We start from the raw sequence: 24,831 nt of genomic DNA on the forward strand, positions 1-24,831 counted from the left end.
AGCCGAATAACCAGGGATCACTATGCAAAATGTCACGCCTATCTTGATCGACTCCAAGCAGTCAAAACAGGAGAGAGAGGAGCCTTCTTATTCTTTCCTGGGCGGCGTCAGCGGCTTTGTTTTCTACTGGCTGGCGTTCGCGTTGCCGTTTCTGGTTTACGGTTCCAACACGCTGTTTTTCCTGCTCTATACCTGGCCGTTTTTCCTGGCGCTGATGCCGCTGTCGGTGCTGATCGGCATCACTCTCAGCATGCTGCTGCGCGGCCGTCTGATCTTGACGCTGCTGCTGACCGGCGCCGTTGTGCTGTGCCTGTTCTGGCTGGTGTTCAGCTTCCTGACCGGGTGGTGAGAGAGTGGGCGCCGATGCCGGCGCCCGCAGGATTGCAAAGCCGTGCCGAAGGTTACAAAACTTTGCTTAGAAACGCCTGAGTGCGCGGATTGGACGGGTGACTGAAGATCTGCTGCGGCTGCCCCTCTTCCTGAATGATCCCCTGATCGATAAACAGTACCCGGTCGGCCACCTCGCGGGCAAAGCCCATCTCATGCGTCACCACCACCATGGTCATGCCCTCGAGGGCCAGTGATTTCATCACCGCCAGCACTTCGCCCACCAGCTCAGGATCGAGCGCGGAGGTCGGTTCGTCGAACAACATGATCTTCGGCGCCATCGCCAGCGCGCGGGCGATGGCCACCCGCTGCTGCTGGCCGCCGGACAGACTGTTGGGATAGGCGTCGATCTTGTCGAGCAGGCCAACCTTGAGCAGCAGCTGCTCGGCTTGTGCGATGGCTTCAGCGCGCGGCTGTTTCTTCACGCTCACCGGCGCCATGATGATATTTTCCAACACCGTCATGTGCGGGAACAGGTTGAAGCGCTGAAATACCATGCCCACGCTTTCACGCATTTTGTTCAGGTCGGTTTTCTGATCGTGGACGGCGAAGCCGTTCACCTCGATCTCGCCGCCGGAGAGCGTTTCCAGCGCATTGATGCAGCGCAGGAAGGTGCTTTTTCCCGAGCCGGAAGGGCCGATGACGCACACCACTTCGTTGGCGGCGATCTGGCAAGAAATGCCGCGCAGCACGTGGCTTTCGCCGAACTGTTTTTGCAGGTTATGTACGCGAATCACTTTTACCGAACCTCTTTTCCATGTGCTGCACCAGCAGCGAGAGCAGGAAGGTGATGACCCAATAGACCAGCGAAATGGTCAGATAGGGCTCCCAGTAGGTGGCGTAGGCGCCGGAGACGGTACGGGCGGCATAGGCCAGATCCGCCAGGCCGATGGCGGAGGCCAGCGACGAATCCTTGACAATGGCGATGGCGTTGTTGCCCAGCGGCGGCAGCATGCGGCGGAAAGCCTGCGGCAGGATCACCTGACGCATGGTCTTGCCATAGCTCATGCCGAGCGAGCGCGATGCCTCCATCTGGCCGCGATCGATCGACTGGATCCCGGCGCGGAAGATTTCCGACACATAGGCGCCGGCGTTGAGCGTGATCGCCACCACGCAGGAGAGAAAGGCGCCGTAGTCGGCGCGCAGCGCGCGAGCGAAATCGACGCTCATCAGGCCGCTGGTGACCAGCAGACCGTCACGCGGGTTGATGAACAGCGGCACCAGCGCGAAGTGCACCACCATGATCTGCACGAACAGCGGCGTGCCGCGAAAGGCGCTGATGTAGATGCGCACCGGCCACTGAACGCCGTAATGCAGGATGGGTTTCCAGATGCCGTGCGGCGCCTGCGCCAAGCGGCCCAGCCCGAGGATCAAGCCCCAGGTGGTGCCCAGCAGCACGCAGATAATGGTGCATTTGATGGTCATCCAGGCGCCTTCCATAAACAGCGGCGCGTATTCCTGGATGATCTCCCAGCGGAAGTTCAAGGGGTATTCCTTCTTGGTAGGCTGAAACGGTGGCGCGCCGACGCTCTTGCGGGCGCCGGCGACTGGGGATTATTCCGCCGGCAGCGTCGGTACGTTACTGTCGAACCAGGTTTGGTAGATCTTGGCGTAAGTGCCGTCGGCGACGATTTTCTTCAGGCCGGCGTTGATCTTGTTGCGCAGTTCATCGTTGCCTTTGGCGACGGCGATGCCGAAATACTGGCGCTCGAACTTGGCGTCGGGCACCAGCTTGAAGGCTTTCTCAGGGTGGGTTTTGATATAGAACTTGGCCACGCCGACGTCGCCGACCGCCGCGCCGATGCCGTCTTCATACAGCTCCTGCAGCATCAGCGGGGTGTTGTCAAAGCGCTTGATGGCGGTGCTGTTTTTACCCAGCGCGTCGGACACCACGATGTCGCCGGTGCTGGAGTTTACCACGCCGACCTTCAGCGCTTTCAGCGCGGCGATGGAGTCCACCGTCGAGTCTTGCGGCACCACGATAGCCTGCTCCGCCGGGAAGTAAGGCGCTGAGAAATCAACCATTTGCTTGCGCTTGTCGGTGATGGTGATGCCGGAAATGATGATGTCGCGATCGCCGGAGTTCAGCGTGGCGAAGATCCCTTCCCACGGCGTATTGATCAGTTTGATTTGGAAGCCTTCAGCCTTGGCCACCGCCTTGATGATGTCGATATCGAAACCTTCCAGCTGCTTTTGGCTGTTTTCAAATTCGAACGGCCGATAGGTGCCGCCGGAGCCGACGACGTAGGTTGGTTCAGCCGCCAACGCGGCGATAGAGAAGGTGGCGGCCAGGCAGGCGCCGATCAGAACTAAACGTTTTAACATCGCGATCCCCGATAATGAATGGTTATATATTGGAATTATTTATGCACTATGAGTGCATAAAAATAAGCTTCAATGAATGAAAGTGCAACCGCTGCATGAGGATTATTCTCTCTATGGTGTTAAATATTCACTTTTTGCTTTGCTTTGGCGTAAGCGATGGGTCAGGAAGCGGTGATGCAGTGATTCTTGCTGCATAATGGAGGTGGGGCAGCGTGTGTCTCATTGGAAAACGCGGCGCGCGCGCCGAGCCAAAGGGGCGTTTTTTGCCGCTTTCGCAGCGGAATTAGGCGATAAACACGGGAACCCTTCATCCGTATTCTGAATTTGGCGCTGAAATGCCGCTCTCAGTGTGGAGTCCAACGAGAAGTTGTGGGATGATTGGTCGGTTTTTCAGGGGGCGGAGATGGGAAAACTTACGCTGCTATTGCTGGCATTGCTCGGTTGGTTACAGTATTCACTGTGGCTGGGCAAAAATGGTATTCACGATTACGTGCGGGTCAATGAAGACGTTGCGGTCCAGCAGGGCAACAACGCCAAGTTGAAAGCGCGTAACGATCAGCTGTTTGCCGAAATCGATGATTTGAACGGCGGACAGGAAGCGATCGAAGAGCGTGCGCGTAATGAGCTGGGCATGATCAAGCCCGGTGAGACTTTCTATCGTCTGGTTCCTGACCAATCCAGACGCAACGCGGCGTCTTCTTCGCAAAACAACGCACAAAAATAACGCATGAATCACTCCGCAGGTACCTTTCCCTCGGTGATTGCCGTCCTGCCCGCTGCCGGTATCGGCAGCCGCATGCAGGCGGAATGCCCGAAGCAATATTTAACCATCGGCCGGCACAGCATCGTCGAACACGCCATCCACGCCCTGTTGCGCCACCCGCGCATTGAACGGGTGATCGTGGCGATCGGCCCCGAAGATCGCCAGTTCGAACAGTTGCCGATCGCCCAGGATCCGCGGGTGATCGTCACCGAAGGCGGCAAGCAGCGCGCCGATTCGGTGATGGCCGGGCTGAAACTGGCGGGTGATGCGGACTGGGTGCTGGTGCACGACGCCGCGCGCCCCTGCCTGCACGCCGACGATCTCGAGCGCCTGCTGGCGATCACCGCACATAGCAAGGTCGGCGGCATTCTCGCCGCGCCGGTGCGCGACACCATGAAACGCGCCGAACCCGGCCGCGAAACCATCGCCCACACCGTCGAACGGCAGGATCTGTGGCATGCGCTGACGCCGCAGCTGTTTCCGCTGCCGCTGCTCAAGCAGTGCCTGCAGCGCGCGCTGGATGAAGGCGCGAACGTCACCGACGAAGCCTCGGCGCTGGAACATTGCGGCTATCATCCGCTGCTGATCGCCGGCCGGGCGGACAACATTAAAGTAACGCGGCCGGAGGATTTGGCGCTGGCGGCGTTCTATTTGACCCAGTTAGACAATTAAGGAGCGCATCATGCGTATCGGTCACGGTTTTGATGTACATAAATTCGGCGGCGAAGGCCCGTTGGTGATCGGTGGTGTTCGCATCCCTTACGACAAAGGCTTGCTGGCCCACTCCGACGGTGACGTCGCGCTGCATGCCGCCACCGACGCCCTGTTGGGGGCGGCGGCGCTGGGCGATATCGGCAAGCTGTTCCCCGATACCGATCCGGCCTTCAAGGGCGCGGACAGCCGCGAGCTGCTGCGCGAAGCCTGGAAACGCATCCGCGCCAAAGGGTACCGCCTCGGCAATCTCGACATCACGATTATTGCCCAGGCGCCGAAAATGGCGCCGCACATCCCGCAGATGCGCGTCTTCCTGGCGGAAGATTTGCAGTGCCATATGGATGACGTCAACGTGAAGGCCACGACCACCGAGCAGCTCGGTTTCACCGGGCGCGGCGAGGGCATCGCGTGCGAAGCGGTCGCCTTGCTGATCAAGGAATAACCGCATGGATATGGCGAATCTGACCTGGCTGCATGGCCGGCCGCAGAGCACCGGGGTGTTGAAAGCCAATCCGGAAGATTTCGTGGTGGTCGAAGATCTGGGCTTTGCGCCGGACGGCGAAGGCGAGCACGTGCTGGTGAATATCCGTAAAAACGGCTGCAATACCCAGTTCGTGGCCGATTACCTGGCGCGCTTCGCCGGCATTCACGCCCGTTCTGTCAGCTATGCCGGTTTGAAGGATCGCCACGCGGTGACCGAGCAGTGGTTCTGCCTGCATATGCCGGGTAAGGACACGCCGGATTTCTCCCGGTTTACGCTGGAAGGCTGCGAGGTGCTCTCGTCTGCCCGCCACCTGCGTAAAATGCGCATCGGCAACCTGAAGGGCAACCACTTTACGTTGGTGCTGCGCCAGATTTCCGATCGGCAGGACGTGGAACGTCGCCTGCAGGCCATCGCTGCGCAGGGCGTGCCGAACTACTTCGGCAGCCAGCGTTTCGGCCGCGGCGGCAACAATCTGGCGATGGCGCGCCGCTGGGCGAATGATGAAATTCGTGTCAAAGAGCGCAGCAAGCGCAGTTTCTATCTGTCCGCCAGCCGCAGCGCGCTGTTCAATCTGATCGCGAGCCAACGCCTGGCCGACGGCCTGCAGCGCACCGCGCTGGAGGGGGACGCCCTGCAGCTGAGCGGCCGCGGTAGCTGGTTCGTCGCCAAAGCCGATGAGCTGGAGGCATTGCAGCAGCGGCTGGATGCCGGTGAGCTGGTGGTTACGGCTCCCTTACCGGGCGACGGTGAGCCAGGCACCGCCGGCAAAGCCTTGGCTTTTGAACAACAATGCTTGGCGGAACAGCCGGAATTGCTTACGCTTTTAAAGCGCGAGCGTGTCGACCCCGCTCGCCGGGCCCTGCTGTTGCAGCCGCAAAATTTGCAGTGGAACTGGTGGGATGACGTTACCGTAGAATTGCGCTTCTGGCTGCCGGCAGGCAGCTTCGCGACCAGCGTGGTGCGTGAAATTATGCAGCAGGATGACAGTGATGCGGATATTGCTGAGTAACGATGACGGCGTCAGCGCCCCGGGCATTCAGGTGCTGGCGGCGGCGCTGCGGGAATTCGCCGAAGTGCAGGTCGTGGCGCCGGATCGTAACCGCAGCGGCTCTTCCAACGCCTTAACGCTGGAGTCGCCGTTGCGCACGCAGACGCTGGCCAACGGGGATATTGCGGTGTTGCAAGGGACGCCGACCGACTGCGTTTACCTTGGCGTCAACGCATTGATGCGCCCGGCGCCCGATATCGTGGTCTCCGGCATTAATGCCGGGCCGAATTTGGGTGACGACGTTATCTATTCCGGCACCGTCGCGGCGGCGATGGAGGGCCGGCACCTGGGGCTGCCCGCGCTGGCGGTGTCTCTGAACGGTCACCAACACTACGCGACCGCAGCGGCCATTACCTGCCGCATCCTGCGCGCGCTGCAGCGTGAACCGTTACGTACCGGAAAAATCCTGAATATTAACGTACCGGATCTGCCGCTGGCTGAGATCAAAGGCCTGCGCGTTACTCGCTGCGGCAGCCGCCATCCTGCCGACAAGGTCTTCTGCCAGCAGGATCCGCGCGGACAAAATATCTACTGGATCGGGCCGCCTGGTGATAAATTTGATGCCGGGCCGGATACCGACTTTGCGGCGGTGGAACAAGGCTATGTGGCGATAACGCCGCTACAGGTGGATTTAACCGCCTACGCGGCGCAAGAAGTCGTGAAAACATGGTTAACCAAGGCAGAGGTTAGCGGGGAATGGTGAATAAGCGCATGCAAACATTGCTGACGCAGCTGCGGCAGCAGGGGATCCGGGACGAAAAGCTGCTGCGGGCGATCGAAGCGGTGCCGCGCGAGCGTTTTGTCGATGAAGCGCTGGATCACAAAGCCTACGAAAACACCGCATTGCCGATCGGTTCCGGTCAGACCATTTCCCAGCCTTATATGGTGGCGCGGATGACCGAGCTGCTGAATCTGAAGCCCACCTCAAGGGTGTTGGAGATCGGCACCGGTTCCGGTTATCAAACCGCTATCCTGGCACATCTGGTGCAACACGTTTGTTCCGTCGAACGCATCAAGGGGCTGCAGTGGCAGGCCAAGCGCCGCCTGAAACAGCTCGATCTTCACAATGTTTCCACCCGCCACGGCGACGGCTGGCAGGGTTGGGCCTCGCGCGGCCCGTTCGATGCGATCATCGTCACTGCCGCGCCGCCGGAGATCCCGCAGGCGCTGGTGGAGCAGCTGGACGATGGCGGCATTTTGGTGTTGCCGGTGGGTGAGCAGGCTCAAACCCTCAAACGCATTCAGCGTCATGGCAACGATTTCGTTATCGATGCGGTAGAGGCAGTGCGCTTTGTGCCGTTGGTGAAAGGCGAATTGGCCTAGCGATTGTCTGAATTTTCGACCGTCTGCAAAATCTGTTGCACTTTCATCATGGCCGGATAAGGTTTTCTCGTTCCAATCAGGCTAATTTTCACTAGAATTGGCCTTTCTACGTAGTTGTCTTATGGTGCGGCAACGCCAATGTGGTTAGCATTGGCGCGCGTTTTGATGCTCCGGCGCGAGATGACCTGGCGTTCAGGGATCGGCCGGCGGCGCCTTTACATCGCAGAAACTGGGAAGTGGCAAAAGCTCGGCTACGATGTAAAGGGTATTTTGGATATATCACTGATATTGCTGTCATGGGGGAAGCATGAGCACGGGAAGCCCAATGATTACGTTACGCCGGGTAGCGGTGTGTACGATGGTAAGTTTGTGGTTGGCGGGTTGTACGAATACGGCCTCGACGTCGGCTCCTATCAGCAGCGTGGGGGGCGGCGGTGCCGCTCCATCCGGCAATAATAATGGCGGAGTGCAGCAGGCCAGCCCAGAGGGCCGCATTGTCTATAACCGCAGTTATAACGCCATCCCCAAAGGGAGCTACAGCGGCGGCGAAACTTATACGGTCAAGCGCGGCGACACGCTGTTTTATATTGCCTGGATCACCGGCAATGATTTCCGCGACCTGGCGCAGCGCAACAATATTCCCGAGCCATACAGCCTGAATGTTGGCCAAACCATTCAGCTTGGTAATGGTTCTGCCAACGGCGGCGGCGGCATGTTGGCGACGACAGACGCGACCAAAGGCGGCGTTCCGAAGCCACCTTCCAGCTCCCAGATCCAGACGGCAACGGTTGATTCTCAATCAACTAACGCGTATTCTGAAAACTCGGGTAAACAGAATGTAGGTAAGATGTTACCTGCAGCAGGTGCCGCAGCGGTTGGGACCGCGACTGCGCCTGTTACCGCGCCGGAAGCCGCTCCACCTGTGAGCAGCACCGTCAGCAACAGCGCTCCGGTCAGTACCTGGAGATGGCCGACTGACGGTAAGGTTATTGATAACTTTTCCTCATCAGAAGGTGGGAATAAGGGTGTCGATATCGCCGGTTCCCGTGGGCAGCCTATCTTCGCTACCGCCGATGGCCGCGTAGTGTATGCAGGCAACGCTTTACGGGGTTACGGTAATCTAATCATCATCAAACATAATGATGATTACCTGAGCGCCTACGCTCATAACGACACAATGCTGGTCCGGGAACAACAAGAAGTGAAGGCGGGTCAAAAAATAGCCACCATGGGTAGCACCGGTACCAGTTCAGTACGTTTGCATTTTGAAATTCGTTACAAGGGGAAATCCGTAAACCCGCTGCGTTATCTTCCGCAGCGATAGATTGGGCAGAATACGCTGAGATTCTGCTCGCGGTATCACGGGTAGGAGCAGCATATGAGCCAAAATACGCTGAAAGTTAACGAGTTACATGATGATGCGGATTTCGACGAGAATGGAGCTGAGGCCGAGTCGTTTGATGAAAAAGCGCTGGTAGAAGAAGAGACCAGCGAGAACGATTTAGCGGAAGAAGAGCTGTTGTCTCAAGGCGTTACGCAACGCGTATTGGATGCGACGCAGCTCTATCTGGGTGAGATCGGTTATTCACCTCTGCTGACCGCAGAGGAAGAAGTCTATTTTGCGCGGCGTGCTCTGCGCGGTGACGTGCCGTCCCGCCGCCGCATGATTGAAAGCAACCTGCGGCTGGTGGTGAAAATCGCTCGCCGCTACAGCAACCGCGGTCTGGCGCTGCTGGATCTGATCGAAGAGGGTAACCTCGGTCTGATTCGCGCAGTGGAAAAATTCGACCCGGAACGCGGTTTCCGCTTCTCCACTTATGCAACCTGGTGGATCCGTCAGACGATTGAACGGGCGATCATGAACCAAACCCGTACCATTCGTTTGCCTATCCATATCGTCAAAGAACTGAATGTCTATCTGCGCACCGCGCGCGAGCTTTCCCACAAGCTGGATCATGAACCGAGCGCTGAAGAAATTGCCGAGCAACTCGACAAGCCGGTGGATGACGTCAGCCGCATGCTGCGCCTGAATGAGCGTATCACCTCGGTGGATACGCCGCTGGGCGGGGATTCGGAGAAAGCGCTGCTGGACATTCTGGCCGACGAGAAGGACAACGGGCCTGAAGACACCACGCAAGATGACGATATGAAGCAAAGCATCGTCAAATGGCTGTTCGAATTGAACGCCAAACAGCGTGAAGTGTTGGCGCGTCGTTTCGGCCTGTTGGGCTATGAAGCGGCGACGCTGGAAGACGTAGGCCGGGAGATTGGCCTGACGCGCGAGCGCGTCCGTCAGATTCAGGTAGAAGGTCTGCGCCGTCTGCGTGAGATTTTGCAGATGCAGGGCCTGAGCATTGAGGCGCTGTTCCGTGAATAACGCCGGTTGTTGAACCGCATCAAATAAAAACGGTGAGCATGATGCTCACCGTTTTTTTATGCCCGCGTTTGGCGCCTGACTACACCATATTTTTCAGCCGGTAGATCCATTCCAGCGCCTGTCGCGGCGACAGGGAATCCGGATCCAGCGCCTCCAGGGCTTCTACCGCCGGCGAGGTCTCTTCCTGCAGCAGCGTCATCTGGGTGGCGTCGACGCTGCCCGATGCGGTGTGGCTGGAAATAGACTCCAGCTCGCGCAGTTTCTGACGGGCGCGTTTGATGACGTCGCGCGGCACGCCGGCCAGCGCGGCGACCGCCAGGCCATAGCTTTTGCTGGCGGCACCGTCTTGCACGCTGTGCATGAAGGCGATGGTGTCGCCGTGTTCAAGCGCATCCAGATGCACGTTGACCACGCCTTCCATTTTCTCCGGCAGGGTCGTCAGCTCGAAGTAGTGGGTGGCGAACAGCGTCATCGCCTTGATGCGGTTGGCCAGGTTCTCGGCGCAGGCCCAGGCCAGCGACAGGCCGTCGTAGGTGGAGGTGCCGCGGCCGATTTCATCCATCAACACCAGGCTGTGCTCGGTGGCGTTGTGCAGAATGTTGGCGGTTTCGGTCATCTCCACCATGAAGGTGGAGCGGCCGGAAGCCAGATCGTCCGCCGCGCCGACGCGGGTGAAGATGCGATCCACCGGGCCGATGGTGGCCTTGGTGGCCGGCACGTAGCTGCCGATGTGCGCCATCAGCACAATCAGCGCCGTTTGCCGCATATAGGTGCTTTTACCGCCCATGTTCGGACCGGTTATGATCAGCATGCGGCGCTGCGGCGACAGGGTGAGCGGGTTCGAGATAAACGGCTCGCTCAGCACCTGCTCCACTACCGGATGGCGGCCTTCGGTAATGCGGATCCCCGGCTGCTCGCTCATGGTCGGGCAAGCGTAGTTCAGGGTATCGGCGCGCTCGGCCAGGTTGGCCAGCACGTCCAGCTCGGCCAGCGCGGCGGCGCTTTGTTGCAGTTCCGCCAGGTGCGGCAGCAGCAGATCGAATAGCTCGTCGTACAGGCTTTTCTCGATCGCCAGCGCCTTACCCTTGGAGGTGAGCACTTTGTCTTCGTACTCTTTCAGTTCCGGGATGATGTAGCGCTCGGCGTTTTTCAGCGTCTGACGGCGTACATAGTGGATCGGCACCAGGTGGCTCTGACCGCGGCTGACCTGAATATAATAGCCGTGTACGCCATTGAAGCCGACCTTGAGCGTATCCAGCCCCAACTTTTCACGCTCGCGGATCTCCAGCCGATCGAGATAGTCGCTGGCGCCGTCGGCCAGTGCCCGCCACTCGTCCAGTTCGCTGTTGTAACCGGGGGCAATCACGCCGCCATCGCGCACCAGCACCGGCGGTGATTCAATGACCGCGCGTTCCAGCAGCTCGCGCAGTTCGTCGAACTGGCCTACCTGCGACAGCAGCTGCTGCACGTGCGGCGTTTTCACATCCTGCAGCAGCGCGCGGATGTCCGGCAGTTGCTGGAAAGCATGGCGCATGCGCGCCAGATCTCGCGGCCGGGCGGTGCGCAGCGCCAGACGCGCCAAAATACGTTCCTGATCGCCTACCTGACGCAGCGAAGGCTGCAGATCCGCGAACAGCTCCTGCAATGCGCCGATCGCCTGCTGGCGGGCAGTCAGGACCTTGATGTCGCGGGTTGGCATGTGCAGCCAGCGTTTCAGCATGCGGCTGCCCATCGGCGTGACCGTACGATCGAGGATCGCCGCCAGCGTGTTGTCGCTGCCGCCGGACAGGCTCTGCGTCAGCTCCAGGTTGCGGCGGGTGGCGGCATCCATGATGATGCCGTCCTGCTGGCGTTCCATGGTGATGCCGCGAATGTGCGGCAGCGAAGTGCGTTGGGTATCTTTGACGTACTGCAGCAGGCAGCCGGCGGCGCGCAGCGCCTGGTGCGCCTGTTCGACGCCGAAGCCGGTCAAGTCGCGGGTGCCGAACTGCAGGTTGAGCTGCTGACGCGCTGTCTCCAGCTCGAATTCCCACAGCGGGCGGCGGCGCAGGCCGTGGCGCTGTTCGATCAGCGCCATGTGTTCAAAGGTTTCCGGATAGAGCAGCTCGGCCGGATTGGTGCGCTGCAGCTCGGCGGCCATGGTTTCCAGATCCTGCGGCTCGGCGACGCGGAAGCGGCCGGAGCTAACGTCCAGCGTAGCGTAGCCGAAGCCGCGCGCGTCCTGCCAGATCGCCGCCAGCAGGTTGTCCTGGCGCTCTTGCAGCAGCGCTTCGTCGGTGATGGTGCCGGGGGTGACGATGCGCACCACTTTGCGCTCGACCGGCCCTTTACTGGTGGCCGGATCGCCGATCTGCTCGCAGATGGCGACGGATTCGCCGAGCTGCACCAGCTTGGCCAGGTAGTTCTCCACCGCGTGGTGCGGCACGCCGGCCATCGGGATCGGCTCGCCCGCCGAGGCGCCGCGTTTGGTCAGCGAGATATCCAGCAGTTGAGAAGCGCGCTTGGCGTCGTCGTAAAATAGCTCGTAGAAGTCGCCCATGCGGTAGAACAGCAGGATTTCAGGATGCTGGGCCTTGAGGCGCAGGTACTGCTGCATCATCGGCGTGTGCGAATCGAGTTTATCGGTGCTATTCATGCGATTATTTTTCCAATCCATTGAATGTAAAGGGAACTGTGATTTTCATTGTCGTCATTCGCTATCACATTGTTTCAGCAGGCGTCGCCCCATTCAGCGCTTGGCGGGCGGCGTAAATCAAATCATCAAAACGCCAAATGGCGCGCTCAAACCCGAGGTTTGCACAGACGCTTATACTAGCCCAGCGGGCAATCGGCTGTCACAGGTAAAAATGGGAAGTGCTGCGCAAGGCCGGTTTGCAACGAAGCGAGATTGTCGTTCGCCTGCGGGCAACAACGCAAGTGTCGCCGCCCGTTGAGGCGGCGTAGAGTTTATTTTGCGGCGGTGAGAGGCAAGGGCAGTTGATAGAGGCGGAAACTGTCGGGCACTTCGGTTTCATGGCCGGGCAGCAGGCGGTGGCGGATGCGCGACTCGCTGACGAAGGCGCAGCCTTGCGGAGTGATAGTGAGGTTGACCGGCGATTCCATGCCTTCGCGCAAGACCTCAATCCGGTGCGTGCCTGCCGCCTTGGGAGACGGGATCCGCAGGATCCGCCCCTGCCCGCTTTGGATCCCGTTCTCCAGCACAATCAGCGCGCCGTCCGGCGCCAATCCCATCCCGTCCGGGTTTTCAATCAGGCGCGGCAGCCGCATTTCCGTCAGCTGCGGCTTTGGAGCGTTATAACTGAGGGTGTAGAGCTTACCTGTGCCGAAATTGGCGACTGCCATCAGCCGGTCGTCGAGCAGCACGATCCCGGCGGCCCCCAGCCCGCTGGGGGCCGCTAGTTGCGGATCCTGATATAGCGTACGGAATGCCGCTTCGCCTGGCCGCAGGCGCAGGATGCCGCCGCCGCGGGTTTCCGTCACATACACCGTACCGTCTGCGCCGAGCACGATATCGTTGCCCATTTCTCCCGCCGGCAGCGCCAGGCTGCGGTTGAGCGTGCCATCCGCGACGTTCAGCGCATAGATGCGGTTGGCGCGCGTTTTGCCGCCGGAGAGAAAGTCCGGCGAATTGCCCCACAGCAGCCCGCGCCGTTCGTCCAGCCGTAGCGCGTTTGAGGCGAACACCGTGTCGGCGCCGGGGAAAAAGGTTTCCCACGCTTGACCCGGCCGCTTGCGCAGCACGTTGCCGCTGGTGATCAGGCCGACATACAGCGTACCGTCCGTCGCGCGGGCGATGCCGTTGGGGTAAAGCGCGCCAGGCGGCAGCGTCATGCTGCTTTCTGTGCAGTCTGCGCTGGCGGCGGCCTGCGCCGGAGCGCTAAGGGTGAATGCGGCAGCGAGGGCGAGCAACGCCGCTCGCGCGGTAACAGCGTATGACATGTTTATCTCCGGGAATGGGGGAAAGGGGGGCTACCAGCGCTCAGGGCGGGCAGCGTGCGCCATTGGCGCCTCCAGCGCGGCCACGTCTTCCGGTGATAGCCTGAGCTCGAGCGCCGCCAGCGCATCTTGCAGATGGTGCGGCTTGGACATGCCCACCAGCGGCGACGCCACGCCGGGTTTGGCCAACAGCCAGGCCAGCGCGATTTGCGCCGGTGGAACGCCGCGCGCGGCCGCCACCTCCGCGACCGCCGCGACGGTGCGTTCAACCTCGTTTCTGCCGCCGTACCAACGGGGCGCCTGCTCGTCGGTGGCGGCGCGCAGCGTGCCGCCGCTGCCGGAGCCGGCCAGCACGCCGCGGGCCAGCGGCGACCAGGGCGTCAGACCAAGCCCCTCCTCCAGGCACAGCGGGATCAGTTCCTCTTCATCTTCACGCGTCACCAGGTTGTATTGGCTTTGCAGCGAAATAAACGGCGCCAGGCGGTGCTGACGTTGAACGGCCAGCATTTTCATCAGGCGCCAGGCGTGCAGCGAGGAGGCGCCGAGATAGCGGATTTTGCCCGCCCGCACCAGGCCGTCGAGGGTGTCGGCGGTTTCTTCGAGCGGCGTTTCGGTGTCGAAGCGGTGCAGCACGAACAGATCGAGGTAATCCGTTCCCAGCCGCTGCAAGGAGGCATCGACGCTGTGCAGCAGGTGCTTGCGCGAGAGCCCCCGGCTGTTCGGCTGCGCGTCAATTGGAAAATAGGCCTTGGTAGCGATCACCACGTCTTCACGGCGGGCAAACGCCTTCAGCGCGCGGCCGAGAATGCGCTCGCTTTCTCCGCCGGAGTAAATGTTGGCGGTATCGAAAAAATTGATGCCCGCTTCCAGCGCCTCGCGGATAAAGGGGCGTGCTTCGTCTTCCTTCAGCACCCAGGGCCGCCAGGCCGGATCGCCGTAGGTCATGCAACCCAGGCAGAGGCGAGACACTTTCAGGCCACTGTCGCCAAGCCGAACGTAGTTCATGGCCTCGTCTCCTCAACGCATGCCGGCGATGGTGTAACCGCCGTCCACCAGCAGGCTTTGGCCGGTGATGAAGCGGGCTTCGTCCGTCGCCAGCCACAGCGCCACATCGCCGATGTCTTCCGATTCGCCCAGGCGGCCGGCGGGCGTGTGGGCGATAAAGGGCGCGAAGGCCGCGCTGTCAGCCACGCTGCTGCGCGCCATCGGCGTGTCGATGATGCCGGGGTTGATGTTGTTGACGCGGATGCCCTGGCCGCTGTATTCGAGCGCCACTGCGCGGATCATCGCATCGAGCGCGCCCTTGCTGGCGGAGTAGCTGGATGAGCCGGCCAGCGCGCCGTGGGTCAGCCAGGAGGAGGTGTTGATGATCACGCCGCCCGAGCGCTGAGCCAGAAAGGTTTCAATCTCGTATTTCATCGCCAGCCAGACGCCTCTGAGGTTAATGGCGATTACCCGGTCAAAATCCTCGCTGCTCTGTTCGGTGATGGGGGCGAAGTTGCCGATGATGCCGGCGTTGTTGAAGGCGACGTCGAGCCGGCCGTAATGGGCGGTCACCGTGGCGATCAGTTGGCGGATATCGTCTTCCTCGGAGACGTCGGCCACGATGGGCAGGGCGTCGCCGCCGGCCAGCGCGATGTCGCGCGCCGTGGCTTCGATTTCCGCCGCGCGTCGGCCGGCCAGCGCGACTTTGGCGCCTTCGCGGGCATAGGCCAGCGCGGCGGCGCGGCCGATGCCGGTGCCGCCGCCGCTCACCAGTACGACTTTGCCCGCCAGACGGCGCGGCGTTTCATGAGTTGGAGCTGTAGCATTAATCATCGTATCGATACCTGGTAATGGGGTCGATCGCAATGCTATGTTGTTAGATGACGGATAACTATCCGCTAAAAATTCATCTCACTATTAGATAATTTATATCAATAGCATGAAAAAACCTGAACTGTCCGGCCTGGCGGCCTTTGTGGCTATCGCCAGTGAACGCAGCTTCCGCCGCGCCGCCGCCCGATTGGGCGTGACGCCGCCGACGCTCACCCACACCCTGCGCGAATTGGAAGCGCAGGTGGGCATTCGCCTGCTGAATCGCACCACCCGCAACGTTTCGCCGACGGAGGCCGGAGAGCATCTGCTGGCACAGTTGGTGCCGGCTTTTACCGACATCGACGCCGCGCTGGAGAGCCTGAATGCGTTTCGCGCAGGGCCGCGAGGCCTGGTGCGCATCAACGCGCCGCGTTCGGCCATCGAGCTCGCCATCGTGCCGCATCTGGGGCGGTTGGCCTGCGAGTACCCCGGCATTACGCTGGAAGTGGTGGCGGACGAGGGGTTCGCCAACATTGTCGAGCAGGGCTTTGACGCCGGCATTAGGCTCGGCGAGGATCTGCACAACGATATGCGCGCGGTGCGTCTGACGCCGGATCTGCGTTTCGCCATCGTCGCCACGCCGGATTATTTTCAACGGCACGGCGAGCCGACGCACCCGCAGGATTTGCTGCAGCACCGCTGCATCGGTTGGCGTAAGGCCTCATCGGGCGAGCGCTACAAATGGGCATTTCAGCAGGGCGAGCAGCGGTTTTCCGTGGCGGTTAACAGCCCGTTGATACTCGATGACGGCAGGATGATGGTGCAGGCGGCGCTGGCGCACGTCGGCATCGCTTTCGCCATCGAACAAGAAGTAGAAGAACACCTGGCGAGCGGGCGGCTGCGGCGGGTGTTGACCGACTGGTGCGCGCCGTTTACCGGTTTTTACCTCTATTATCCTAACCGCAGGAATCATTCCGTGGCGCTGAGCACGGTGATCGAGTTGCTGCGTCTGCCCACCTAATCCTCTTCACCGGCTCTCGCGTTCGGCTGGCAGCAGCCGAATCAAGCTTGAACTATTTTTATTCCCTCGCCGTTTGTTCAGGCGCAAATAACCCCTTAAATTCTCAGCGAGTTCATAACTTGCTGTTTATAATTGCTATTTGAGTATTTATTGCGAATATTCCGAGTTTTTATCGGTTATTTGAGAGCCTGGTCACACTATTTTTTTGTGCGAAATGTGAAGGGGGTCAATCCATCAGGTCAATGAGAGACGGTTATGTCTCCTCCTGGCTTACCGATCCGTTTTTCATGCTCCGTATACTGTCCGTAACCAGGGCAACGTGACGGAAATTTTCATAAGGAATGTGCGTGAAGCAATCGTGATTGCATCTGGCATACAAATAACACGGGGTTTTTTTGATTATCTGAGGTGCTTGGTATGGAAAAGAAAAAAATCTATCTGTTTTGTTCTGCCGGTATGTCCACTTCCCTGTTGGTATCAAAAATGAAGGCGCAGGCCGAAAAATATGAAGTGCCGGTGATCATCGCCGCCTATCCGGAAGCGTTGGCCGCAGAGAAGGGCGTTGAAGCGGATCTGATCCTGCTGGGGCCGCAGATCGCCTACACCTTGCCGGAAGTGCAAAAACAGCTGCCCAATAAACCCGTTGAGGTCATCGATCCGCTGCTGTACGGCAAGGTCGATGGGCTGGGCGTGCTGAAGGCCGCGGTGGCCGCCATCAAGAAAGCCAATCAATAACAGGAGGCCGCCGTGAATACCCTCATTGCCTCGCTCGAGAAGGTTATCCTGCCTTTCGCCGTAAAAATCGGTAAGCAGCCCCACGTCAACGCCATCAAGAATGGCTTTATCCGCCTGATGCCGCTGACCTTGACCGGGGCGATGTTCGTGTTGATCAACAACGTGTTTCTGAGCTTCGGCGAAGGATCGTTCTTCTATTCTCTGGGCGTAAGGTTAGATGCCTCTACCATAGAGACGCTGAATAGTCTGAAGAGCATCGGCGGCAGCGTTTACAACGGCACGCTGGGGATCATGTCCCTGATGACGCCGTTCTTTATCAGCATGGCGTTGGCGGAAGAGCGCAAGGTCGATCCGCTCGCTTCGGCGCTGCTGGCGGTGGCGGCCTTTATGACCGTCACGCCGTTCAATGTCGGCGAGGCCTATGCGGTGGGGGCCAACTGGTTGGGCGGCGCCAACATCATTTCCGGTATGGTGATCGGGCTGGCGGTGGCCGAGATGTTTGCCTTCATCGTGCGGCGCAACTGGGTGATTAGCCTGCCGGACAGCGTGCCGGCCTCGGTGTCGCGTTCCTTCTCGGCGCTGATCCCCGGTTTCATCATCCTCTCCATCATGGGGCTTGTGGCGTTCGCGCTGGCGCACTGGGGCACCAACTTTCACCAGATCATCATGGACGGCATTTCGGCGCCGCTGGCCAAGATGGGCAGCGTGGTGGGCTGGGTGTACGTGCTGTTCTCCTCGCTGCTGTGGTTCTTTGGGGTGCACGGCTCCATGGCGCTGGCGGCGCTGGACAGCGGCATCATGACGCCGTTCGCGCTGGAAAACGTGGAGCTGTACAACAAATACGGTTCGGTCGAAGCGGCGGTAGCCGCCGGAAAAGAGTTCCACATGTGGGCGAAACCGTTCGTCGATTCCTACATCTACCTCGGCGGCACCGGCTCGACGCTGGGCTTGATCATCGCCATCTTCATCGCCTCGCGCCGCGAAGATTACCGCCAGGTCGCCAAACTGGCGACGCCATCCGGCATCTTCCAGATTAACGAACCGATTCTGTTCGGTTTGCCGGTGATCATGAACCCGGTGATGTTTATTCCGTTCATTCTGGTGCAGCCGGTGCTGACCATTATCACCTCCCTGGCCTACTACTCCGGGCTGATCCCGCCGATCACCAACATCGCGCCCTGGACCATGCCGGTCGGCCTGGGGGCGTTCTTCAACACCAACGGCAGCATCATGGCCATGTTGCTGAGCCTGTTCAACCTGGCGGTCGCCACCGTGATCTATCTGCCGTTCGTGGCGATCTCCAACAAGGCGCAGAGCCAGATCGACGCGGCGACGGAAAGCGAAGAAGACATCGCCAAGGCGCTGAAATTCTAACTGTGGAACGGGGCGGTGCGGCCGCCCCGCGAGGGACGCGAGTATGGAATATCAATTTGCCGACGGGTTCTGGTGGGGCAGCGCCACCTCCGCGCCGCAGTCTGAAGGGGCGGCCGCGCGGGACGGCAAGAGTCGCAACATCTTCGACTATTGGTACGAGATCGCGCCCGAGCGCTTTCACGGACGGGTGGGGCCGACCGAGGCCTCGACCTTTTATGACCATTTCCGCACCGATATCGGGCTGCTCAAAACGCTGGGCCATAATACTTTCAGAACCTCGATCTCGTGGTCGCGGCTGATCCCGGACGGCGACGGTGAAGTGAACCCGCAGGCGGTGGCGTTCTATAACGCGATGATCGACGAGCTGCTGGCGCAGGGCATCACCCCGTTTATCAATCTCTATCACTTCGATATGCCGCTGTGCATGCAACAGCGCGGCGGTTGGGAAAGCCGGGCGGTGGTCGAAGCCTATGCGCGTTACGCCGATACCTGTTTCGGCCTGTTTGGCGATCGGGTCACCCACTGGTTCACCTTCAACGAGCCGATCGTGCCGGTGGAAGCCGGTTACCTGAATGACCTGCACTACCCTTGCGTGGTGGACTTCAAACGGGCGGTCACCGTGGCGTATCACAGCGTGCTGGCGCACGCCATGGCGGTGCGGCGTTTCAGAGCGCGGGGGCTGCCGGGGAGCATCGGCATCATTCTAAATCTGAGCCCGACCTATCCGCGCTCCGACGCGCCGGAGGATCGGCAGGCCGCACACGACGCCGATCTGCTGCTCAACCGCAGTTTCCTCGATCCGGTCGCCAAAGGGCGTTACCCGGCCGCATTGCTGCACCTGTTGGAACGACATGGGCTGATGCCCTACTGCGAACCGCAGGACGCGCAGCTGATCGAAGGCGGCGTGGTGGATATCCTTGGCGTCAACTATTACCAGCCGCGCAGGGTGCAGGCGAAAGCGGGACGGCGCGCCGAGGGGCCGATCGCATCGCCGGAGGATTTGTTCAGTTACTATGCAATGCCGGGCCGCAAAATCAATCCGCACCGCGGCTGGGAGATCTACGAGAAGGGGCTGTACGACATCCTGATGGATCTGAAAGAGAACTACGGCAATCTGCCCTGTTATATTTCGGAAAATGGCATGGGCGTCGAGGGCGAAGAGGCGTTTATCGGCGCCGATGGGCGGGTGGAGGACGATTACCGCATCGACTTTATTCGCGAGCACCTGAAGTGGCTGCACCGCGCGCTGGCGGAAGGCTCGCAGTGCAAAGGCTATCATCTGTGGACCTTTATCGACTGCTGGTCCTGGCTGAACGCCTACAAGAATCGTTATGGGCTGGTGCGGCTGGATCGGGCGGATCAGCGGCGCACCATTAAAAAAAGCGGTTACTGGTTTGCCGAGGCGGCCAGACGCAACGGATTTGACTAACGGGAGGCCGGCGCCGTGTCCGATAACCGAATTTCGCTGAGTGCCAACGACGTGAAGCTGATTCGCGAGCAGGATTTCTTTAACTGCAAAGACTTTCACCTGTTCATCTACAACAAGGTGGAAAGCGCCACCGGGCTGCATCAGCACGACTATTACGAGTTCACCATCGTGCTGAGCGGCAAATGCTATCAGGAGATCAACGGCAAGCGGGTGCTGCTGGAACGCGGGGATTTCGTCTTTATCCCTATCGGTTCCTACCACCAGAGCTTTTACGAGTTCGGCGCGACGAAAATTTTCAACGTGGCGGTCAGCAAAGCGTTCTTTGAAGAGCATTACTTGCAACAGCTGCCGCGCTGCTTTGTCGCCTCGCAGGCCTACAGCCTGAGAAGCGAGTTTTTGGCCTATATCGAATCGGTGGTGAGTTCCCCGCAGTTTCGTGAGGACGACTTCGCCGAATTCCTCGAAACATTGACCTTCTACGTGATCAGCCGCATCCGACATTATAAAGAAGAAAACGACGGCGGCGATGATATCCCGCAGTGGCTGAAGAACACCCTGGCCGGCATGCATGACAAGGCGATGTTCGGCGAAAAGGCGTTGGCGAACATGGTGGCGCTGTCGGGGAAAACCCAGGAGTACCTGACCCGGGCGATGCGGCGTTACTACCATAAAACGCCGATGCAGGTGATCAATGAGATCCGCATCAATTTCGCCAAGACGCAACTGGAGGTCACCAACTATTCGGTTTCCGATATCGCCTTCGATTCTGGCTATGGCGACGTCAGCCTGTTCATTAAAAACTTCAAGCGGCTCACCGACGTGACCCCGGGCAATTACCGAAAAAAGTGTTACGGCCCTCTTTAGGGCCGCTCCCGATCAGTATCAACGCCGATATGCCGATGAGCTTCAGGGCGCCGGTCGGTTAATCATTTGATTTTTACCTTAACGAGGGGGAATGCCGCGCCGAGCGGTCGGCCTTCCCTTGCCAAAAATCTATCCCGCGGGAGCCTCTATGGAAAAACTACTGATCGTAAATGCCGACGATTTCGGCCTGAGCAAAGGGCAGAACTATGGCGTCATCGAGGCGTATCAGCATGGCGTCGTTTCCTCCACCACGGCGATGGTGAACGGCAGCGGCGCGCAGCACGCGGCGGCGCTCAGCCGGCAATATCCGGGGTTGCCGATCGGGCTGCATTTCGTTTTGACCCATGGCAAGCCGCTGGGCGCCATGCCTTCGTTGGTCAACGAACATGGCGAACTGGGCAAATGGCTGTGGCGCCGCGCCGAGGCCGGCGAGCTGTCGCTGGACGAAATTCACGAGGAGCTGCAGCGCCAGTTCGCGCGGTTTGTGACGCTGTTCGGCCGCCCGCCGACGCATATCGACAGCCATCACCATGTGCATATGCAGCCGCAAATTTATCCGCTGGTGGAGGCGTTCGCGCAAGCGCAGGGTCTGCCGCTGCGTCTTGATCGCGAAGAGGCGAAACGGCGCGAACTGGCGTTGCAGACTCCCAGCAGCACCGACGCGTTTGACGCGGGATTCTACGGTGAAATGATTTCCGAAGCCTTGTTCTTGCAGCGGTTGGCGCGCGCCGACGAGCAGGGCGCAGAGTCATTGGAAATGATGTGCCACCCGGCGTTCCTCGACGCGACGATCCTGCAGAGCAAATACTGCCACCCGCGCCTCGTCGAGCTGGATGTGTTGACCGCGCCGACGCTGAAAGCGGCGATCGCCGAACGCGGTTTTCTGTTGGGCTCCTTCCAGGATCTGTAACACCGCCGTTTACAGCATGGCGTGCGCCTTTTTCAGGCCGGTGTCTTCTTCAGGATCGGCGCCCTGAGGCAAGGGCTCCGCCTCTTGTGCTTCAGGCTGTGGCTCGTCGACCTCGGGCGCCGCTTCCGGCGGCGGCATGGTGTCGTGAATGATCTGCTCATCGAAGGTCGGATTGAGCGCCGGCGACAGCGGCGAGCTGGCGAGGCTGTCTGGCAGCGGGATGTGGGGCACCGGCGCGTCCTGCGCCAGCTGCGGTTCTTCCGCTTTCGCCGTGCGGCTGAGGGCCGCCAGCAGCACGCCGCACAGGGCGAAAAAGGCGTACAGGATATTGCCGCCCAGCGGTTCGATCAGCGCGCCGACCGCCAATGGCCCGATGCTGGCGCCGACGCCGAACGCCATCAGCAGACAGGCGGCCAGCGAGACGCGGCGTTCCGGCTCGATCAGATCGTTGGCCAGCGCCACCGCCAGCGGGTAGAGCGTAAATTGCAACATGCTGACGACGAACCCGACCGCCAGCAGCAGCGGGAAATCGATGTGCGGCAGCAGCGCCAGCGGCAGCGCCGCCACGATCAGCAAAATGGCGTTGAGGCGCATCAGCAACGGGCGATTATAGCGATCCGACAGCCAACTGAGCGGGAACTGCGCGATCAGCCCGGCGAAGATGGCCAGCGCCATGAACAGGCCGGTTTGCTGAGTGGTTAAGGATTGCAGGCTGGCGTAGACCGGCGCCAGGCCGTAAAACGAGCCCACCACCATGCCGATCACCAGCGTGGTGGCCAGCACCTTGGGAATGGCGCCGACAAAGTAACGCAGCTCCATCGGGGCCGGCGACATGTGGCGTGCATTGGTGCGGGTGGTAAGCGCGATCGGCACCAGACAAAGCGCGAAGCACAGCGCGATCACCAGCAGCGTGGTGATGCCCAGGTTGCTTTGCAGCATCAGCACGATCTGGCCCAGCGACATGCCGAGATAGGTCGCCGCCATATAGAAGCCGAACACCATGCCGCGCTGGTTGGATTCCGCCTGGTCGTTCAGCCAGCTTTCCAGCACCATATACTGGCACATCATGCACAACCCGATCACCAGACGCAGCGCAACCCAGGCGGGAATGAACGCCGTCAGGCCGTGCCCCAGCACCGCAGCGGTGATGATGCCGGCGCAGGCCACGTAGGCGCGGATATGCCCGACGCGGGCGATGAGAAAGTGGCCGACCTTGCCGCCGATCACCAACCCGATGTAGTTGGCGGCGATGATGGCGCCGATCAGCGCGCTGCTGACGTGGATGGAGGTCAGCCGCAGCGAGACGTAGGTGGTGAGCAGGCCCGAGCCCAACAGCAGCAGCAGGGTGGTGGTGTACAACGGCAAGAATACGCCCAACGTTTTTTTCACGCTATCATCCTAATCTCTTCTGGTGCGCCCTGAGGCCGCCGCAGCGTGCCGCCTCCGTGATGTTCCTTGTGCTGGTGCGCCGCCGCTCGATGGGGCGCTTCTTTTGATACTAGCAGCTTGGCCGGGCGCTTAAAACCGCACCTCCTGCGAGACGCTGCGCATTTCCACGCGCCAGCCGCTGCAGCGCCTTGATAAATGCTACTATCGGGCGCATATATCTGAATTCGCAAGGGAGGGGTTATGAGTGAAAACCAACTGCGCCGGCTCAGCGTGCTGGCAGGGGAGAAACTGAAGGCTCAGGGCCGCTGGATCACCTGCGCGGAATCCTGCACCGGCGGCGGCATTGCCAAGGCCATTACCGATATCGCCGGCAGCTCCGCCTATTTCGATCGCGGTTTCGTCACCTACAGCAATGCGGCGAAACATGATCTGCTGGGGGTGAGCGAAGCGACGTTGGCGGCGTACGGCGCGGTCAGCGAAGAGGTGGTGCGCGAGATGGCGATTGGGGCGCTGCGGGCGGCGCAGGCCGATCTGGCGCTGTCGGTGAGCGGCATCGCCGGCCCGGACGGCGGCAGCGCGGAAAAGCCGGTCGGCACCGTGTGGTTCGGCTTCGCCGGCAGCGATGGCCGGGGGCTGTCGCGCAAGATGCAATTCGAGGGCGACCGCGACGCGGTGCGGCTGCAGGCGACGATTTTCGCGCTGCAAACCGCCATCGACGAATTTTTGTAAATTAGGCTTGATACTGTATGACCATACAGTATAATTAGTGACATTTCCTGCACAACATACATTCAGTGGCAGTGTGGGGTAACACCGGCATTGCGAAACGAAGGAGCAAAAATGGCTATTGATGAGAACAAGCAAAAGGCGTTAGCTGCGGCACTGGGCCAGATTGAGAAACAGTTCGGCAAAGGCTCCATCATGCGCCTGGGTGAAGACCGCTCCATGGACGTGGAAACGATCTCCACCGGCTCACTGTCACTCGATATCGCTCTGGGCGCCGGCGGCCTGCCAATGGGCCGCATCGTCGAAATTTACGGCCCGGAATCCTCCGGTAAAACCACTCTGACGCTGCAGGTGATCGCCGCCGCGCAGCGCGAAGGCAAAACCTGTGCGTTCATCGATGCCGAGCACGCGCTGGATCCTATCTATGCGAAAAAGCTGGGCGTCGATATCGACAACCTGCTGTGCTCCCAGCCGGACACCGGCGAGCAGGCGCTGGAAATCTGTGATGCGCTGACCCGCTCCGGCGCGGTTGACGTCATCATCGTCGACTCCGTGGCGGCGCTGACGCCGAAGGCGGAAATCGAAGGTGAAATCGGCGATTCGCACATGGGGTTGGCGGCGCGCATGATGAGCCAGGCGATGCGTAAGCTGGCCGGCAACCTGAAAAATGCCAATACCCTGCTGATCTTCATCAACCAGATCCGTATGAAAATTGGTGTGATGTTCGGCAACCCGGAAACCACGACCGGCGGTAACGCCCTGAAGTTCTACGCTTCGGTGCGTCTGGATATCCGTCGTATCGGCGCCATCAAAGAAGGCGACGAAGTGGTGGGCAGCGAAACCCGCGTGAAAGTGGTGAAGAACAAAATCGCTGCGCCGTTCAAACAGGCTGAGTTCCAAATCATGTACGGCGAAGGCATCAACAGCCGTGGCGAACTGGTCGATCTGGGCGTGAAGCACAAGATGATCGAAAAAGCCGGCGCCTGGTACAGCTATAACGGCGAGAAGATCGGTCAGGGCAAAGCGAATGCCTGTAACTTCCTGAAAGAAAACCCGGCTATCGCCGCCGAGCTGGATAAGAAGCTGCGCGACCTGCTGCTGCACAGCGGCGGTGAGCTGGTGGCTGCCTCCGGTGACGACTTCGAAGATGACGAAGCGGAAACCAGCGAGCAGTTCTAATCGCTGAAGATGTGCGCCGCCGTTTATGTGGCGCATATCCTCTGAATTCA

Annotated in this window: 25 protein-coding genes; 17 read left to right on the top strand and 8 right to left on the bottom strand. The window is 60.2% G+C overall.

The genetic code is table 11. The features are described 5' to 3' along the window. Nucleotides 1–22: 22 nt before the first annotated feature. Nucleotides 23–349, top strand: coding sequence for a DUF3561 family protein (locus tag J0F90_RS03895; protein WP_016929047.1), 327 nt, complete (start codon nucleotides 23–25; stop codon nucleotides 347–349). Between the two features lie 52 nt (nucleotides 350–401). Here J0F90_RS03895 and J0F90_RS03900 read toward each other — a convergent pair whose 3' ends face one another. From J0F90_RS03900 to J0F90_RS03910, 3 genes are all read right to left on the bottom strand, one after another. Continuing rightward, nucleotides 402–1,124, bottom strand: a complete 723-nt coding sequence (locus J0F90_RS03900) for an amino acid ABC transporter ATP-binding protein (RefSeq protein WP_033641279.1) — start codon at nucleotides 1,122–1,124, stop codon at nucleotides 402–404. Then, nucleotides 1,108–1,827 (bottom strand): amino acid ABC transporter permease, encoded by a 720-nt coding sequence (locus J0F90_RS03905; protein ID WP_042706788.1) that lies wholly within the window; start codon nucleotides 1,825–1,827, stop codon nucleotides 1,108–1,110. The genes J0F90_RS03900 and J0F90_RS03905 overlap by 17 nt, the downstream gene beginning before the upstream one ends. A 114-nt stretch (nucleotides 1,828–1,941) precedes the next feature. Then, nucleotides 1,942–2,712, bottom strand: coding sequence for a basic amino acid ABC transporter substrate-binding protein (locus tag J0F90_RS03910; protein WP_015376687.1), 771 nt, complete (start codon nucleotides 2,710–2,712; stop codon nucleotides 1,942–1,944). A 403-nt stretch (nucleotides 2,713–3,115) separates the two neighbouring features. Here J0F90_RS03910 and ftsB point away from each other — a divergent pair, with 403 nt between their 5' ends. The 8 genes from ftsB to rpoS all read left to right on the top strand — a co-directional run bounded on the left by ftsB (nucleotide 3,116) and on the right by rpoS (nucleotide 9,421). After that, nucleotides 3,116–3,436, top strand: a complete 321-nt coding sequence (gene ftsB, locus J0F90_RS03915; protein WP_016929043.1) for a cell division protein FtsB — start codon at nucleotides 3,116–3,118, stop codon at nucleotides 3,434–3,436. Between the two features lie 3 nt (nucleotides 3,437–3,439). Further along, entirely contained in the window at nucleotides 3,440–4,147 is a 708-nt protein-coding gene (gene ispD / locus J0F90_RS03920) for a 2-C-methyl-D-erythritol 4-phosphate cytidylyltransferase (protein WP_028127843.1), read from the top strand. A gap of 10 nt (nucleotides 4,148–4,157) precedes the next feature. Continuing rightward, the gene (gene ispF / locus J0F90_RS03925; RefSeq protein WP_004932594.1) at nucleotides 4,158–4,631 is read left to right on the top strand and encodes a 2-C-methyl-D-erythritol 2,4-cyclodiphosphate synthase; all 474 of its coding nucleotides are present in this window, start codon (nucleotides 4,158–4,160) and stop codon (nucleotides 4,629–4,631) included. Between the two features lie 4 nt (nucleotides 4,632–4,635). Then, entirely contained in the window at nucleotides 4,636–5,682 is a 1,047-nt protein-coding gene (truD, locus tag J0F90_RS03930) for a tRNA pseudouridine(13) synthase TruD (protein ID WP_033641280.1), read from the top strand. Further along, nucleotides 5,663–6,424 (top strand): 5'/3'-nucleotidase SurE, encoded by a 762-nt coding sequence (surE, locus tag J0F90_RS03935; protein WP_015376691.1) that lies wholly within the window; start codon nucleotides 5,663–5,665, stop codon nucleotides 6,422–6,424. The genes truD and surE overlap by 20 nt, the downstream gene beginning before the upstream one ends. Continuing rightward, on the top strand, nucleotides 6,418–7,044 hold the full coding sequence (locus J0F90_RS03940; protein ID WP_033641281.1) for a protein-L-isoaspartate(D-aspartate) O-methyltransferase: 627 nt from the start codon (nucleotides 6,418–6,420) through the stop codon (nucleotides 7,042–7,044). Before surE ends, J0F90_RS03940 begins: the two co-directional genes overlap by 7 nt. A 325-nt stretch (nucleotides 7,045–7,369) precedes the next feature. Next, a complete protein-coding gene (nlpD, locus tag J0F90_RS03945) occupies nucleotides 7,370–8,368 on the top strand; it encodes a murein hydrolase activator NlpD (RefSeq protein ID WP_015376692.1) in 999 nt (332 codons plus the stop codon). 54 nt (nucleotides 8,369–8,422) lie between these two features. Further along, nucleotides 8,423–9,421, top strand: coding sequence for an RNA polymerase sigma factor RpoS (gene rpoS / locus J0F90_RS03950; RefSeq protein ID WP_004932578.1), 999 nt, complete (start codon nucleotides 8,423–8,425; stop codon nucleotides 9,419–9,421). Nucleotides 9,422–9,500: 79 nt separating this feature from the next. On the opposite strand, the gene mutS is transcribed toward rpoS, so the two are convergent. The 4 genes from mutS to J0F90_RS03970 form a co-directional block, all read right to left on the bottom strand. Continuing rightward, on the bottom strand, nucleotides 9,501–12,056 hold the full coding sequence (mutS, locus tag J0F90_RS03955) for a DNA mismatch repair protein MutS (protein ID WP_004932577.1): 2,556 nt from the start codon (nucleotides 12,054–12,056) through the stop codon (nucleotides 9,501–9,503). Between the two features lie 311 nt (nucleotides 12,057–12,367). Continuing rightward, the gene (locus tag J0F90_RS03960; protein ID WP_033634216.1) at nucleotides 12,368–13,360 is read right to left on the bottom strand and encodes an NHL repeat-containing protein; all 993 of its coding nucleotides are present in this window, start codon (nucleotides 13,358–13,360) and stop codon (nucleotides 12,368–12,370) included. A 30-nt stretch (nucleotides 13,361–13,390) separates the two neighbouring features. Then, nucleotides 13,391–14,362, bottom strand: coding sequence for an aldo/keto reductase (locus tag J0F90_RS03965; protein WP_033641282.1), 972 nt, complete (start codon nucleotides 14,360–14,362; stop codon nucleotides 13,391–13,393). Between the two features lie 12 nt (nucleotides 14,363–14,374). Further along, nucleotides 14,375–15,112, bottom strand: a complete 738-nt coding sequence (locus J0F90_RS03970; protein ID WP_327280422.1) for an SDR family NAD(P)-dependent oxidoreductase — start codon at nucleotides 15,110–15,112, stop codon at nucleotides 14,375–14,377. A gap of 169 nt (nucleotides 15,113–15,281) precedes the next feature. Here J0F90_RS03970 and J0F90_RS03975 point away from each other — a divergent pair, with 169 nt between their 5' ends. The 6 genes from J0F90_RS03975 to chbG all read left to right on the top strand — a co-directional run bounded on the left by J0F90_RS03975 (nucleotide 15,282) and on the right by chbG (nucleotide 21,487). Then, nucleotides 15,282–16,175, top strand: a complete 894-nt coding sequence (locus J0F90_RS03975; protein WP_033641283.1) for a LysR family transcriptional regulator — start codon at nucleotides 15,282–15,284, stop codon at nucleotides 16,173–16,175. Between the two features lie 417 nt (nucleotides 16,176–16,592). Then, complete coding sequence (locus J0F90_RS03980; protein ID WP_004932561.1) at nucleotides 16,593–16,910, top strand: PTS sugar transporter subunit IIB; 318 nt, start codon at nucleotides 16,593–16,595, stop codon at nucleotides 16,908–16,910. Nucleotides 16,911–16,922: 12 nt separating this feature from the next. Continuing rightward, nucleotides 16,923–18,284, top strand: coding sequence for a PTS N,N'-diacetylchitobiose transporter subunit IIC (chbC, locus tag J0F90_RS03985; RefSeq protein ID WP_016929034.1), 1,362 nt, complete (start codon nucleotides 16,923–16,925; stop codon nucleotides 18,282–18,284). Between the two features lie 43 nt (nucleotides 18,285–18,327). Next, nucleotides 18,328–19,713: a glycoside hydrolase family 1 protein gene (locus J0F90_RS03990; protein ID WP_033641284.1), complete on the top strand. Its 1,386-nt coding sequence runs from the start codon at nucleotides 18,328–18,330 to the stop codon at nucleotides 19,711–19,713. Nucleotides 19,714–19,728: 15 nt separating this feature from the next. Continuing rightward, nucleotides 19,729–20,577, top strand: a complete 849-nt coding sequence (gene chbR, locus J0F90_RS03995; protein ID WP_016929032.1) for a transcriptional regulator ChbR — start codon at nucleotides 19,729–19,731, stop codon at nucleotides 20,575–20,577. Between the two features lie 148 nt (nucleotides 20,578–20,725). Then, complete coding sequence (gene chbG, locus J0F90_RS04000; RefSeq protein WP_033641285.1) at nucleotides 20,726–21,487, top strand: chitin disaccharide deacetylase; 762 nt, start codon at nucleotides 20,726–20,728, stop codon at nucleotides 21,485–21,487. A 9-nt stretch (nucleotides 21,488–21,496) separates the two neighbouring features. On the opposite strand, the gene J0F90_RS04005 is transcribed toward chbG, so the two are convergent. Beyond that, nucleotides 21,497–22,876, bottom strand: coding sequence for an MFS transporter (locus J0F90_RS04005; protein ID WP_033641286.1), 1,380 nt, complete (start codon nucleotides 22,874–22,876; stop codon nucleotides 21,497–21,499). A gap of 240 nt (nucleotides 22,877–23,116) precedes the next feature. On the opposite strand from J0F90_RS04005, the gene pncC reads away from it, so the two are divergent. Then, complete coding sequence (gene pncC, locus J0F90_RS04010; RefSeq protein WP_016929029.1) at nucleotides 23,117–23,605, top strand: nicotinamide-nucleotide amidase; 489 nt, start codon at nucleotides 23,117–23,119, stop codon at nucleotides 23,603–23,605. Between the two features lie 111 nt (nucleotides 23,606–23,716). Beyond that, nucleotides 23,717–24,781 carry a recombinase RecA gene (recA, locus tag J0F90_RS04015; RefSeq protein ID WP_004932541.1) on the top strand — a complete coding sequence of 355 codons (1,065 nt, stop codon included), beginning with the start codon at nucleotides 23,717–23,719 and terminating at the stop codon, nucleotides 24,779–24,781. The last annotated feature ends 50 nt before the right edge of the window (nucleotides 24,782–24,831 follow it).

It is taken from the genome of Serratia marcescens subsp. marcescens ATCC 13880, from assembly GCF_017299535.1.
GTDB lineage: Bacteria > Pseudomonadota > Gammaproteobacteria > Enterobacterales > Enterobacteriaceae > Serratia > Serratia marcescens.